Source organism: Isoptericola luteus, from assembly GCF_020297055.1.
GTDB classification, from domain to species: domain Bacteria; phylum Actinomycetota; class Actinomycetes; order Actinomycetales; family Cellulomonadaceae; genus Isoptericola; species Isoptericola luteus.
In genome coordinates this window covers 45,469-58,880 of the sequence record NZ_JAIXCQ010000011.1, presented here as the reverse complement: position 1 = coordinate 58,880, position 13,412 = coordinate 45,469, and the positions used below count along the sequence as shown (strand labels likewise).

At 70.8% G+C, this 13,412-nt stretch carries 14 protein-coding genes; 6 read left to right on the top strand and 8 right to left on the bottom strand.

Features of this window, described 5'->3' with window-relative positions; genetic code table 11:
- Positions 1 to 63: 63 nt before the first annotated feature.
- Complete coding sequence (locus LEP48_RS14735; protein WP_225563492.1) at positions 64 to 1,764, bottom strand: hypothetical protein; 1,701 nt, start codon at positions 1,762 to 1,764, stop codon at positions 64 to 66.
- A 139-nt stretch (positions 1,765 to 1,903) separates the two neighbouring features.
- Between LEP48_RS14735 and LEP48_RS14730 the strand changes: the two genes are divergently transcribed.
- Positions 1,904 to 2,377: a hypothetical protein gene (locus LEP48_RS14730; RefSeq protein WP_225563491.1), complete on the top strand. Its 474-nt coding sequence runs from the start codon at positions 1,904 to 1,906 to the stop codon at positions 2,375 to 2,377.
- 49 nt (positions 2,378 to 2,426) lie between these two features.
- On the opposite strand, the gene LEP48_RS14725 is transcribed toward LEP48_RS14730, so the two are convergent.
- The gene (locus LEP48_RS14725; RefSeq protein ID WP_225563490.1) at positions 2,427 to 3,275 is read right to left on the bottom strand and encodes a siderophore-interacting protein; all 849 of its coding nucleotides are present in this window, start codon (positions 3,273 to 3,275) and stop codon (positions 2,427 to 2,429) included.
- A gap of 77 nt (positions 3,276 to 3,352) precedes the next feature.
- Here LEP48_RS14725 and LEP48_RS14720 point away from each other — a divergent pair, with 77 nt between their 5' ends.
- Entirely contained in the window at positions 3,353 to 3,823 is a 471-nt protein-coding gene (locus LEP48_RS14720) for a pyridoxamine 5'-phosphate oxidase family protein (protein ID WP_225563489.1), read from the top strand.
- 12 nt (positions 3,824 to 3,835) lie between these two features.
- Here the strand turns inward: LEP48_RS14720 and LEP48_RS14715 are convergent, their stop codons facing one another.
- Positions 3,836 to 4,972, bottom strand: a complete 1,137-nt coding sequence (locus tag LEP48_RS14715) for an epoxide hydrolase family protein (RefSeq protein ID WP_225563488.1) — start codon at positions 4,970 to 4,972, stop codon at positions 3,836 to 3,838.
- A gap of 132 nt (positions 4,973 to 5,104) precedes the next feature.
- On the opposite strand from LEP48_RS14715, the gene LEP48_RS14710 reads away from it, so the two are divergent.
- The 3 genes from LEP48_RS14710 to LEP48_RS14700 all read left to right on the top strand — a co-directional run bounded on the left by LEP48_RS14710 (position 5,105) and on the right by LEP48_RS14700 (position 6,820).
- Positions 5,105 to 6,055 (top strand): helix-turn-helix transcriptional regulator, encoded by a 951-nt coding sequence (locus tag LEP48_RS14710; protein ID WP_225563487.1) that lies wholly within the window; start codon positions 5,105 to 5,107, stop codon positions 6,053 to 6,055.
- Positions 6,056 to 6,098: 43 nt separating this feature from the next.
- Positions 6,099 to 6,548, top strand: a complete 450-nt coding sequence (locus LEP48_RS14705) for a hypothetical protein (RefSeq protein WP_225563486.1) — start codon at positions 6,099 to 6,101, stop codon at positions 6,546 to 6,548.
- Positions 6,549 to 6,610: 62 nt separating this feature from the next.
- On the top strand, positions 6,611 to 6,820 hold the full coding sequence (locus tag LEP48_RS14700) for a hypothetical protein (RefSeq protein ID WP_225563485.1): 210 nt from the start codon (positions 6,611 to 6,613) through the stop codon (positions 6,818 to 6,820).
- 640 nt (positions 6,821 to 7,460) lie between these two features.
- Here LEP48_RS14700 and purN read toward each other — a convergent pair.
- Both purN and LEP48_RS14690 read right to left on the bottom strand, forming a co-directional pair.
- Positions 7,461 to 8,078 (bottom strand): phosphoribosylglycinamide formyltransferase, encoded by a 618-nt coding sequence (gene purN / locus LEP48_RS14695; protein WP_225563484.1) that lies wholly within the window; start codon positions 8,076 to 8,078, stop codon positions 7,461 to 7,463.
- Between the two features lie 330 nt (positions 8,079 to 8,408).
- Complete coding sequence (locus LEP48_RS14690; RefSeq protein ID WP_225563483.1) at positions 8,409 to 8,789, bottom strand: DoxX family protein; 381 nt, start codon at positions 8,787 to 8,789, stop codon at positions 8,409 to 8,411.
- Between the two features lie 77 nt (positions 8,790 to 8,866).
- On the opposite strand from LEP48_RS14690, the gene LEP48_RS14685 reads away from it, so the two are divergent.
- A complete protein-coding gene (locus tag LEP48_RS14685) occupies positions 8,867 to 9,745 on the top strand; it encodes a sigma-70 family RNA polymerase sigma factor (protein ID WP_225563482.1) in 879 nt (292 codons plus the stop codon).
- 269 nt (positions 9,746 to 10,014) lie between these two features.
- Here LEP48_RS14685 and LEP48_RS14680 read toward each other — a convergent pair whose 3' ends face one another.
- From LEP48_RS14680 to LEP48_RS14670, 3 genes are read right to left on the bottom strand one after another with little or no spacing between them, the layout of a single operon-like run.
- Positions 10,015 to 10,833, bottom strand: a complete 819-nt coding sequence (locus LEP48_RS14680; RefSeq protein WP_225563481.1) for an AAA family ATPase — start codon at positions 10,831 to 10,833, stop codon at positions 10,015 to 10,017.
- Positions 10,830 to 12,227, bottom strand: coding sequence for a Mu transposase C-terminal domain-containing protein (locus tag LEP48_RS14675; RefSeq protein WP_225563480.1), 1,398 nt, complete (start codon positions 12,225 to 12,227; stop codon positions 10,830 to 10,832). The genes LEP48_RS14680 and LEP48_RS14675 overlap by 4 nt, the downstream gene beginning before the upstream one ends.
- 3 nt (positions 12,228 to 12,230) lie before the next feature.
- Complete coding sequence (locus tag LEP48_RS14670) at positions 12,231 to 12,830, bottom strand: recombinase family protein (protein ID WP_225563479.1); 600 nt, start codon at positions 12,828 to 12,830, stop codon at positions 12,231 to 12,233.
- Between the last annotated feature and the right edge of the window lie 582 nt (positions 12,831 to 13,412).

Here is a 13,412-nt window from a genome sequence, read left to right as displayed (position 1 = left end):
GTCCCGCCGCCCTCGCGCGCACCGCGCGACGTCGACCCTCCTGGTCGCGACGGCCCGGGCAGCTCAGCCCTCCGGGACCGCCGCCCCGTAGATGGCGTGCCAGTTGCCGAACGCCCCGACGGGGCCGGTCCCCGCGACGGCGTCCTGGACGGACACGCTGCGCACCTCGCCGCTGCCGGGCTCGTAGAACTGCAGCTCACCGTCCGAGTGCCCAACGAGCAGCACGTAGTGGCGCGGCACGTCGGTACCGCTCGGACCCACGAGGAACGGCACGGGCGTCCCGGCGTCCACGGAGGCGACGGCGCGCGCGACCAGGTCGCGCGCGCCGCCCTTCGGCCTCAGCAGGCTGTACGACATGTCGACGTCCTGCCCGCCGAGGATCCTGCTCACCTCGTCGCCGTAGCCCCAGGGCGCGGACCCGAGCCAGCGACCCGGCCAGAACGTGAACCTGTTGGTCTGGACGCGCACCTGTTCCTGCACGTGTCGCAGCCGTTCGCCCGTGGTGAGCCCGGCGCCCGCGAGGCGGTCGATCCGCGGGATGTCGGCGAGGTAGTCGGGCACGTGGCCGTCCACGGTCTCGCCGGTCGCGAGGAACAGCGCCAGGTACGGGTCGCGCTGCGCGGCCAGCAGGAGCAGGGACGCGGAACCACAGGTGGTGCCGGTGAACTGGATCAGGTCGGTGCCGTCGGGCGTCCCGAGCGCCACCCCGGAGACGCCCGCACCCACGTCGGCGAGGCCGAGCGACGCGACGGCGCGCACCTCGGCAGGCGTCATCTGCCGGAGCCGCCGGGCGAGCGCGAGCGCGAGCGGCAGTCCGGCCCCCGTGGCGAGGGCGGCGATCACCGCCTGCCGCTCCTCGGGGGTCCGGGCGTCCGCCAGCACGGCGTCGAACCGGGCCAGCTCCGCGTCGGAGAGGTCGTCGCGGACCGCGAGGTACGCCGCCCACTCGGCCGCGGACACGACGGCCTTGTCCGGGTCGCCGACACCGGCCGCGAGCGCCGCCGCCGCGTCGAGCGCGGTGACCGTGCCGGTCGGGGCGAAACCCGCGAGCCGGGCGTGCCCGGCGGCGTCGCCGAGGGCGAGACGCAGGGCGTCCTCCGCGCCGGCAGCAGCCCCGGACGTCGCGGCGTGGTCCTTCTGCGCGCCGTCGAGCGCGGTCGCGTAGGCGCGCAGCCCGGCGGCGATGATCCGGCAGCCGCCTGCCTCGAGGCGGGCCAGGTCGGCGAGTGCCAGCGCGCCCTGCGCCGCCGCCGTCCCGGCCTCGGCGTCGGCGTCGGTGACCTCGTGGGCCGTCGCGGTCAGCGTGTCCGCCCGCTCGTCCAGGAGGTCCGCCGTGGTCTCGTACTCGCCTGCGCCCGCGCGGACGTCGTCGGGCGCTCCCTCGGGCGCGGTGAGGACGTCGCCGCCCCAGCGGCGGGCGGCGGCCTGGGCGCCCTGCGTCCGCACGCCGACGCCGGACGGCGTCGGGGCGGCGAAGGAGGTGTGCCGCACCTGCCCGGCCCGGCGGACGGCGTCGTCGTCCGTCTGCCGCAGGGTGGCGAGCCCGTCGTCCAGGGAGCGGGCGAGGTCGCGGACGGCGTCGCCGCCGACGGTGAGCTCGGCGCGCCAGGTGGCCGCGGCCTGCGTGGCGGCGTCGGCGACCCCCGGTCCCAGACCGGTCAGCGCGGTGGCGTCCGCCCGTTGGGTCCAGGTGCTCGCGCCGTGCCGCAGGAGGGCGGCCAGGCCGGCGACGCGGCCACCGTCGGCCCGGATCCCGTCGGTCATCGCCACTCCCTCGGTCGCGGCCCTTCGCTGCCCGAATCCTTCCAGCACTGTCCCGACCCGGCCGAGCGTGTCCAAGATCTCCACACCTTCTGTGGATTCGAACCCCTGCACCGGCGGCGTCTCAGGGCAGAATCGGTCCATGACGTCAGCGCCGACATCGACGAAGGGCAAGACGACCACCCGTCTTGCCGCCGCGAGCCTGCTCGCCCTCGCGATGATGCTCGGCGCGTGTTCCGCCCCCGCCGACGTCGAACGCTTCATCGCCGATGCCCAGAACCAGGCGCAGGCCATCGAGGACGACCTCCAGCGCCTGGAGCAGCAGGCGTCCGACCTCCCCGCCGCGCTGGCCGGCGACGTCACGAACGCCGTGGCGTCCGCCACCGCCGCCACGGAGGAGGCCCGGGACGCGCTCCAGCGCGCCCAGGACTCGAAGGACGGCGCCGTCGTCGCGCTCCAGGACGCCCAGGTGGCGCTCGAGGCCGCGTCGGCCGAGGTCAGGCACGTGACGCAGGAGGCCGCGGACGCCGGGGCCGACGACGTGGCGCGGCTGCTCGGCGGGCTGCAGGAGCAGATCGACACCCTGCGCGGCGAGACCGACCGCGCCGCCGGCTGACCGGGCCCGCTGCCATTCACCGCGGCCCCGGCGGGCGGGGCACCTCCCGTCAGTCCGGGTCGCTCGGGTCCAGCGGCAGGTGGTGGTCCAGGTTGACCGTGCCCCGGCGCCAGTACCCGGCGAGGGACAGCCGCTCGGCGGGCAGGCCGAGCTCCCGGCGCAGGTAGCGACGCACCGGCACCAGCTCGCCCGCCTCGCCGAGCGCCACGAGGAACTCGCCGTCCTCCAGTCCGCCGAGCGAGCGCACCGCGGTCTCGAGCTGCCCCGGGCCGTCGGTGCGGTAGAGGATCTCGACCTCCGCGCGCCCCAGCTCGGCCTCGACGAACTCCTCGTCGACGTCGTCGCCGATCTCGACGACGGCCGTCACCGGCACCTGCGGCCCCGTCGACCGGACCCACCGCGCGAGGGCCGGCAGACCCGTCTCGTCGCCGACGAGCGTGAGCCGGGCGACGCCGTCGGGCACCCCCACGCTGCCGCGCGGCCCGGCGAGCACCACCTCGTCGCCCACGGCGGCGCGCGCCGCCCACGCGGAGGCCGGGCCCTCGTCGCCATGCAGCACCCAGTCGACGTCGAGCTCGGCCACGCCGTCCACCGTGCGCGTGGCACGCACCGTGTAGTCCCGCGAGATGGAGACGACGCCGGTGGGCCGCTGCAGCCCGCCGTCAGGGGCGGTCGTCGGGGCGTGCAGCTCGCCGGTGGCCGGGTCCGGGAGGAAGACCTTGACGTGGTCCTCCGGGCCAGGGGCCCGGAGCGCGGCCAGCGACGTCGGCGCGCCGGGGTCGGCTCCGTCGACGTCACGGAACGTCGTGCGACGCATCGAGCCGGTCAGCTCGGTGACGGCGTGCACGCGCACGCGACGGGGGACGAGGTCGAAGCGGGTGCGGGATCGCGTGAACACCCGTCGATTCCATCACGAGGTCCCGCCGACGGGTCCACCGTCCGATGAGTTCGCGGCCGACGCCGGGTCCGCCGACCATGACCGACCTCACCTCGGACGCCGCACGCGTCCTGGCCACCGTCCGCTACGTCGCGCTCGCGACGATCGACCCGGACGGCGCCCCCCGCGTCTCGCCGGTGTTCTTCACTCGGGACGGTCACCACGTCTACTGGGTGTCGTCCCCCGCCGCGCACCACTCCCGGAACGTCGAGCGCGAGCCGCGCGTCGAGGGCGTCGTCTTCGACTCCACCGTCCGGGTCGGGTCCGCGGAGGCCGTGTACCTCACGGGCCGGGCACGGCGCGTGCCCGACGACGAGCTCGGGACCCGCTGCGCCGCGGCGTACGCCGACACCCGCGACGGGGTGTCGTTCACGCCTGAGGAGCTGGCCGGCGGGTCCGACCTCCGCCTGTACCTCCTGGAGGTCGATCGGTGGGAGGTCCTGGTGCGGGGCCGTGATCCGGAGCGCGGCACGGGCACCGACCGCCGGGTGCCCGTGCCGCTCGGATGATGCGCCGGCTCGTCAGCCGAAGAACACCCGCAGGTCGGCGACGACGTCGTCCGGCACCTCCATCGCGGCGAAGTGCCCGCCGCGGGGAAGCTCGGACCAGTGCTCGATGCGCGCGTTGTCCCGCTCGGCGAGGCTGCGGATGGTCTGGAAGTCGTCCTTGAAGACCGCGACGCCGATCCGCCCCTGGCTGACGACGGGCTCGGCACCGGAGCGCTGCTCCGCGTAGTGGTAGCGCGCGGCCGTGGCGTAGGTGTTGGTCAGCCAGTAGAGCGTGGCCTGCGCCAGCACCTGCTCCGGGCGCACCAGCGACGTGCCGTTGCCGAAGCTCTCGAAGAGCTCGGAGTAGGCCAGGGTCGCCACGGGCGAGTCCGCCAGCCCGGCCGCGACGGTCTGCGGCCGCGACGCGTTCATCACGTTGTACGCGCCCACCGACTGGAACCACTGCGCGTGGGCGAGCGCCGCGTACTCCTTCTCGCCGAACCCGTCCATCTCCCCCGGCGCGCCGGACGGGAAGGAGAACAGGTGCAGCACGTGCGCGCCGAGGAAGCCCTCGGGGTCGAGCACGGCGAGCTCGCGCGCGACCATCGCCCCGCCGTCGCTGCCGTGGATGCCGTAGGACTCGTAGCCGAGCCCCCGCATCAGGGTGTCGTAGGTCTGCGCGACCCGCGCCATCGTCCACTCCCCGACCAGCGGGGTCGAGAAGCCGAAGCCCGGCATCGACGGGACGACGACGTCGAAGGCGTCCTCGGCGCGGCCACCGTGCGCGACCGGGTCGACCAGCGGGTCGATCATGTCGAGGAAGTCGAGCACGGAGCCGGGGTAGGTGTGCGCCAGCAGCAACGGCGTCGCGTCCGCGTGCGCGGAACGCACGTGCAGGAGGTGGACCGTCTGCCCGTCGATCTCGGTGGTGAACTGCGGGAAGGCGTTGAGCCGGGCCTCGACGGCGCGCCAGTCGAAGCCCTTCCACCGCTCGACCATGTCGCGCAGGTAGGACTCCGGCGTGCCGTAGTCCCACGAGTCGCCGGGGGCTGCCGGGGCGAAGCGGGTCCGCTCGAGCCGCTGCCGCAGGTCGTCCAGGTCGGCCTGCGGGGCCGCCGCGGTGAACGGGCGGAGCTCGATGCCGGCCTGACCGGCGGTGGTGGTGGTCATGGCGTTCTCCCGGTGTCGTGAGCCGGGCCCTCGCCCCAGCTCCTGAGACCACCGTAGTGACGGTTCAGGAAAGGTTCCTTCCTTTATTCTGGGAGGGTTCGACCACTTCTCGACGAACTTCCGGAGGTCGCGATGGGCTCCACCTCGGCGCGCATGCTGACGCTGCTCGGCCTCCTCCAGTCACGGCCGGACTGGTCGGGAGCCGAGCTTGCCGAACGCCTCGACGTCACCGACCGCACCGTCCGCAACGACGTGGCACGGCTGCGTGAGCTGGGCTATCCCGTCCATGCCGTCCGGGGCCCGGGCGGGCGGTACCGGCTCGGGGCGGGCGCCCGCCTGCCCCCGCTGCTGCTCGACGACACCGAGGCCGTCGCCGTGGCCGTGGGCCTGCGCACCGTCACGGGCACCGCGGGATTCGAGGAGTCCGGGCAGTCGGCGCTGACCAAGCTGGAGCAGGTGATGCCCGACCGCCTCCGCCGCCGGCTCGCCGCCATCCGCGACGCCAGCACGGCCGGCCCCGAGAACACCGGCTCCAACGTCGAGGACCCGCGCGTCGACTCCGCCACGCTGGCGGCGGTGGCCGACGCCGTCCGCGACCACCAGAGCCTGCGCTGCCTCTACGCGGACGAGCCCGCCGAGATCGAGCCGTACCACCTGGTCTCGTGGCAGCGCCGGTGGTTCCTGGTGGGACGCGACGTCGCCACGGGCGCGTGGACGCCGTACCGCGTCGACTGGCTGCGGCTACGCACCCCGGGCGGGCGGCGCTTCGTCCCCGCCCCGTTCCCCGGCGACCTCACGACGTTCGTCGTGCAGGAGGTGGCGCGTACCGGCTGGGCGGTGCACGCCCGCATCACCGTCGAGGCCCCGGCCGAGGAGGTGCTGGCGCGGATCAACCCCGCCGTGGGCACCGTCGAGCCGCTGCCGGACGGCCGCAGCGTGCTCGTCACCGGCGGCGACAGCGTCGAGGTGGTCGCCGTGTGGATCGGCATGCTCGGCCTCGACTTCCACGCGGCCGAGCCGCCGGAGCTCGTCGAGCACCTGCGGGTCCTGTCCGTGCGCTACGCCCGGGCGGTCGACGGCTGACACGTGCTGGCGCCGGACGCCGTCGATCCACGACACTGTCCCCGTGAGCGATCCGTATCCGGCCGGCGAGCCGTCCCCGCAGCAGAACCCGCAGCAGCCTCCGCAGGGCTACGCCCAGCCTGGCTACGACCAGCACGGCTATCCCCAGGCCGGCTACCCCCAGGCCGGCTACCCCCAGGGTCCGTACCCGGCGCCCGGTTACGGCTACCCGGGCTACGCCCCGGACCCGCCCGGCAAGACGATGGGCATCGTCGGCTTCATCCTCGCGTTCATCATCTCCCCCGCCGGGATCGTCGTCTCCGCGATGGCCCTGTCGGAGTCGAAGAAGGTGGGCTACCCCAACACCCTCGGCAGGTGGGGGCTGTGGCTGTCGATCATCTTCACGTCGTTCTGGGTGCTGTACGTGCTGTTCATCGTGCTCGCGATGTTCGGCGGATTCTTCGCGGCGATCTCCTCGTACTCGTCGGTGGACAGCATCGCCACGTCGATCTGACGCCCGCCGCCGTCCGGGTGGTGCGCCGCAGCGTCCAGGGGCCGGTTCCACGCGATGGCCTCGTGCGGGCGGAGGGTGTTGTACTCCGTCTGGTAGGCGTCGGCGTGGAAGCCGCGGGCAAGAGCACGTTCGCCCCCGATGACGACGACGCGACTCTCGGGAAGCTGATTCGCAACGACTCACGCGTCACGATCCACCACCTGACGGGGATGGTGTGGCGCAGCGAGTTCGACCGTCACGGGACCGATGACCCGGAGGTCCTCTCGGAGTGAGTGGAGCAGACGCGGAAGCGGCAACCTTCGCTGCGGTCACCTTGGTCCAGCATTTCCAGGCCGGCCACATATCGCGCACGAAGGCCGAAAGCTAGCGCGTGATCCGGCCCGGACCGCCGCAGCCCTCGACCGCGCGCACCGTCGACGATCAAGTCGTGGACATCGACGACGAGAAAATCAGGTTCGAGCGGCGGGACGCTTGACCCCCATCGAGTACGAAGCCATCATCACCACTCAGGTCGCACTCGCCGCCTGAGAACCACTGTCACCTATCCGTGCAGCAGTCCCAACAACACTTCTTGCTCGCCTGGCCCGCGCCCACTCCATGAACCGGAAGCACAACGACGCGTAGTGCCACCGTGTGCCTGCCAAGTTCTCAGACACCGCTCAACCGACCGATTCTGAGACGCGTCACAATCGGGTTCTGGGAGTTTCGGAACCTGACGAGCCGTGGCCGACTGACCACACGGAGGCAGCGGAAGCCGCACCAGCCCGGACCGGATGACGGTTCGATGTCGCACGGTCACCTGGTTCGCTGGGTGAGCATCGTTGCCGGCTCACTCGCATCCGGCCCACGGGGGCGCGGTGAGCAGGGCGGAGGACGCGGTGAGCAGGACGGATCTGCGGGACGGCCTGCGGCTCAGGTGGGCAGGGCGGTCTCGCGGACGCCGCAGGACGCGGTGAGCCACGAGATGAGGAGCTCCTTCTCGGCCGCCTGGACGCGCGCGCGGAGGCTCGCGACGTCGTCGTCGGGCTCGACCGGCACGGGGCACTGCGCGAGAACTGGACCCTCGTCGTACTCGGCGGTGACGACGTGGACCGAGGCGCCGGTAATGGTGGCCCCGTCGGCAAGGACGGCCGAGTGGACGCGGTCCCCATACATCCCGACGCCGCCGTAGGCGGGCAGCAAGGCCGGGTGGGTGTTGACGATGCGCCCGTCCCAACCAGCCAGGACGCGGCGGCCGAGCTTCTTCATGTAGCCAGCGAGCACCACGAGCTCGACGCCGGCCTCGTGGAGCGCCCCCGCGATTGCAGCGGCGAGCGCCTCGGGGTCGGAGTGGGTCCGGCCGCTAAGGTGGCGCGTCGGCACGCCTCGGGAGCGCGCGTGCTCGAGCGCACCTGAGCCGCTGTTGTTGCTGACGACCAGACGGACCGCGGCGTCCAGCCCTCGGCCCGCCGCGTCGATGATCCGCGCGGCCGTGCTCCCCTCACCCGAGGCGAAGATCGCGAGATGCGTGGGGGCGCTGGCGCTCGACATGGCGACACGGTACGTCACGCCCTTGCGGCGTGAGACCGCGGTGACGAGTGCGCTGCGGCCGGTGGGCGGTCGATAGTGGGTGCGCAGGGCCGGGTCGACCTCGTTTCATCCACACGACGTGACGACTGCCGCGCTGGAGTAGTGGCGGTTCTGTCGAGCCCCAACAATCACTGTCAACGCTCCAAGACTGACCGATTCTGAGGCGCGCCAGAATCGGGTTCTGGAGTTTTCGGAACTTCAGGGGGGCTCCTTCCTGTTCGGGCACTTGCGCGAACCGGAGACCCTCACTTCGACAACACGAACTGGCATCGAAGTCGTGGCCGGTTAGACCTAGAGCGGCTGGAGGTCGAACCGCCCCCAGGCCAGCACGAGGAAGAGGCTGAGGTAGAACACGTCAATGAGCATCAGTTTCCATTCGCTGCGACGGAAGCGCGTGGTTGCGGCGCCGGCCATGAAGAGTGCGAGCCCGCTGGCCGCGAGAGGAGTCAGGAGCGGTGCGACGCCGAGCGCTGCCGGGAGGATGAGGCCGAGGCTCCCGATGATCTTGACGACGCCGATGACCTTGAGGTGCCGGTCCTCGAAGTCGTCGACCCAGTGCTGGCTGGCCCCGAGTGCGCGGTACCGCTCCTTGGGCATCAGCAGCAGGCTGGTGCCGCCCGCGGTGTAGGCGATGGCGAGTGCGCCGGCGAGGATCCACAGGGCGAGGTTCACGAACTTCTCCTTCGTCGTTACGTCGGCCCGCTCGGGCCCGTCATCGTGATGACGGGACAGACCGAGGAGAGGTAACGATGAGCTCCCAGACCGACCTGGCAGAGAACTTCGAGGCAGAGCGCGGGCGTCTGCTGGCGATCGCGACCCGGGTGCTCGGGAGCGCGAGCTCCGCGGAGGACGTCGTGCAGGAGGCGTGGGTGCGTCTCGCCCGTCAGGACCCCGCAACGATCGAGAACCTCGCCGCATGGCTGACCACCGTGGTGGGGCGGCTGAGCATTGACGTCCTGCGCTCCCGGGCGGCAAAGGGCGAGACGTCCTTCGAAGCGCAGTTCCGCGACCCGGTCGTCACGGCCGACGTCGTCTCCACCGACGGGGACCCGGAGAGCCACGCGATCGACAGCGAGGCACTCGGCCTGGCTCTGCTCACTGTGCTGGGCTCGCTCCGGCCAGATGAACGGCTCGCCTTCGTGCTGCACGACGTGTTCGGTGTCCCGTTCGCCGAGATCGGCGTGATCATCGACAAGTCGGTCGACGCCGCAAAGATGGCAGCGAGCCGTGCTCGCCGCAAGGTCCGTGACGCCGCACGCCCCACTGGTAGTCACCGCCGGCAACGACTTGTGGTCGACGCGTTCCTGGCCGCCGCCCGCGACGGCGACTTCGAGGCCCTGCTCGAGGTCCTCCACCCGGACCTGGTCTGGGAGGTGCGCAGCCCGCGGGGCGTGACGGTGAGACGAGGCCGTGCAGAACTCGTCCGCGCCGTCGTGCGGGGGAGCGAGCTGGGGTTCACCGCTCGCCAGGTCGTGGTGGACGGGCGACCCGGGGTCCTCGCCTTCGCTCCCACCGGTCGTCCCGTGGGCCTGATGACCTGCACCGTGGAGCACCGGCGTATGACGGCGATCACCGCAGTCGCCGACAGGGCGACGCTAGGCCGGATGGAGCTTCCGGACCTGGCATGACCTGTTCGCCGCCAGGATCCGTCCAGGTTCGATCGCCATCCCGCGCATTCGTGACCAGGGCTACAGGAGGCACGTCTCTGGCGCCTTGGTTCGGCCCGGGCATAGCAGAGTCACCCTGAGGGCATCGACTGCTACGTCTTGGCCCGTTCCCACAAGTCAGGTCGTCGCTTCAGAACTGACCGATTCTGAGGCACGCCAGAATCGGGTTCTGGGAGTTGTGGCTTGCGCCGATAAATGGCGGGGTTCTGTAGGTGCTATGTGGCGGCCTGTCAACTGACGCCGATGACAAGGGTGCTGGCGGCGGCTTCGATGACGTCGTTGGTGATGGTGTCGAGTTCGTTGATCTTCAGGACGCGCTCGATCTGGGGGAAGAGTCGTTCCAGGAGTCGGAAGTTCCCTCGGGTGATGCGGGCGATGGCGGCGATGGCTTGGGCGTCGGTGAAGTCCTCTGGGTCGAGGGTCTTGGTGAGGGCGCGCCAGTGCCGTTGAAGGACGAAGAGCAGTTCGTCCTTGCCCAGGGGCCGGTACTGGTGGGCGAAGCCGACGCGGCTGTAGAACTGGGGGTAGTGGCTGAACTGCTTCTCCAGGCCGGGCATGCCGATCAGGATGAGGGCGATGTTGTCGCGGTCGTAGCGATCGCGCAGCAGTTCCAGTGCGGTGGGGCGTAGGCGTTCGGACTCATCGACGATGATCAGCTCGACGTAGTTCCTGCTGTGGCGCCACCCGCGCGTCTCTGGCGTGACCTGTCCGGCCGGCGCGAGGTGCTGCTCGATGCAGATATTGGTGCGGGAGATGACCTGGTCGAGCTCCTCCTTCAGGGCCCGTGGCGTGGTCAGCACGCTGGGGGTGTAGAGCACGGTACGGCTCTTGGCCAGCGCGGCGTAGATCTTCGCGTCACTGTCGGAGCGCGGTCCCCAGTAGGTCAGCAGGTCGTGGGCCTTGTCCCAGCGGGCGTAGCGGCGCGCGGAGAGCGTCTTTCCCACGCCGGCTGGTCCGAAGCACAGGCCGATGGTGTGCCCGCGCCGCACGGCGTCGGCGAACTCGGTGAAGCGGCGGTGTTCTTTGGTCACGATGAAGCGCTGACTCACCTCAGGTCCTCTCTATAGACCTGCAACTTCCGCCGAGGCGCCGGCGGCGGCGCCTCGGTCGCTGGTGCAGGGTCGGTCTGCGTGGCCACGACGGCGATCCGCTCGTTGATGCCCTGACGCAGCGCCCGGCGCCGGGCGTTGCGGGCGGCCTGGACCTCCTTGAGGCTGACCTTCTGGTCGTGGTGATCCTGGTTGATGGCCTTACAGATGAAGTCCTCGTGGTCGAACACGCGGATCTCGGTGATGTCCCTGGGGTCGTAGCGGATCACGACCGACCGGCCGACGTAACCGGCCAGGGTCGGGGAGATGTAGCGCAGGCCCTGGAAGTGGATGCCATCGCGGCGCACGACCCTGGTCTGGGCGACGGTGAGCAGGAGCCCGTCGAGGTCCTCCAGGCTCTCCGGCATGCGCGGTAGCCAGCCATCGGCGATCCAGGCAGCGCGCGGGGAGGTGCCGAGCTCGCTGTGAGTTTGGTCGTTGTAGGTGATTACGAACTCCTCCATCGCAGCGTCGAGCTCAGCCAGGGACAGCTTCGGCGTCGGCCAGTGGTGTCCCTCGGCGATGTACCCAGGCAGACCAGCCAGCAGCTCGGTGTTCACGGTCCCGAAGAACCTCTCCACCTTGCCGCGCCCCTGAGGACGCGCGACGGCAGAGTGGATGAGTCGGATATGCAAGTCCACGGCCGTGCCGGTGAGTTGGTTGCTGATGAAGTCGCTGCCGTGATCGACGTAGAGCACCTCGGGCAGGCCGCACATCGGCCAGGAGAGGTCGGTCTTGTGCCAGATCGCCTGACGCAGCGCCAGCGCGGTGTTCATCGCCGAGGGCGCACCGAGGAACACGGTGTACCCGCAGATAGCGCGCGAGCAGTCATCGATGATCGTCGTCAGCCACGGCCGGGCGGGCTTGCCGTCGGTGCCCACCACGAGGACATCGAGCAGGGTGTGATCGGCCTGCCACATCGCGTTCGGCCGCTCGGCCTGCCGGCGCAGCGCGATCTCGTACTTGTCCCGGTAGGACGCCGGCCCTTCCAGGGCCAGGGTGACCATGCCCGGATCGAGGTCGGCGATGATCGCGCGCACGACGCCATAGGAGGGCACGGGCCATCCCTGCTCCTCGCAGATGGCGCTGACCTTGCGGTGGATGGTGATGATCGCCGGCCGAGGCTTCCTCAACGCCAGCCCTTCGACCAACGACACGAGCTCAGCGGGCAGGCGGCGGCTGCCGACATCAGCGCGCTGCCGCCTATCGAGGCTTGCGTATCCCTCGGTGCGGTAGCGGGCGTGCCACCGCTCCAGCGTGCGCAACCCGATCCCGGTGTCCCGGGCCAGGGCGGCGAGCGGGATCTGGTCCTCGACGTGAAGCCTGAGGATCTGCCAGCGCCCGGCCGCGTCCATGACCTACACGGCGCTTCTCGACTGTCGTGGTTCGACCACTGGGACACTTTGGCGGTTGAGCACGCGGTAGATGGTGGCCCGGCTGACGCCCAAGACCGCACCGATCTGCGCCACCGTCATCTCATTCTGCTCATACATCCGACGGGCCGCCTTGACCTGGTCCGGCGACAGGGCGGGCGGTCGCCCGCCTTTGCGGCCACGGGCCCGGGCGGCGGCCAGTCCTGCGTGGGTGCGCTCACGGATCAGGTCACGTTCGAACTCGGCCAGCGCGGCGAAGACGTGGAACACCAGCCGCCCGCCCGAGGAGGTCGTGTCGATCGTCTCCTGCAAGGAGCGGAACCCCACGCCCTGCTCGGACAGGACCTGCAGCTGGTCGATCAGATGCCTGATCGAGCGACCCAACCGGTCCAGCCGCCACACCACCAGCGTGTCCCCCGGGCGCAACTGGTCCATCAACTTCGCCAGCTCGGGCCGGTGATCCAGGGAGCCAGAGATCGTATCGACGAAGACCCGATAACACCCCGCCGCAGTCAGCGCATCGATCTGCAGCGCAGCGTCCTGATCGGTCGTCGACACACGCGCATACCCCAGCAGATGCCCCATGGCGCTGACTGTAGCGATACTCGTTCAGCACGGGAAGTATCGAGCCATAGAATCCGGCACTGAGTTTCGTTACAAATGGCGTGGGCCGAGAACCGCGAACCGTCAAGCATCCTGAAGAGGGCGCCGAGCCCTCGTCGCCGCTGTAGCGGAATCGTTCGATTACGTACAGCAGACTGCGAGTGGTGCGTCGTGGCTGCCAAGAGAAGTGCGGATCGCTGATGGCCCGTGGAACGTCAGGGGCCTGCCGTCGACCTCGCTGAGGACTCTGGCCATGCAGGCAGCGACGGCTGCCCGAGCGTTGGGGTGTTGGGGCACCAGCGCTTCGGTGACGGCCCGCGCCGCTGGATGCACCGATCACCTCACGTTTCGGGCCCCGCAAGTTATTGGGCGGCATGTTTCACTACGGCACCGACTTCGGGGGCCGCCTGCGGCTAGTCATCGCCCTGGTTGGCGACGCCGGGAACTTCGCCTGCTGCTACCACCTGCAGTACGCCGTCCACATCGACGGCCAGCCCATCGACCCCGAACCTTTCCCATGGCCGCACAGGGTGTGCCGCTGGGTTGAGTTCCACTCCCTCTGTC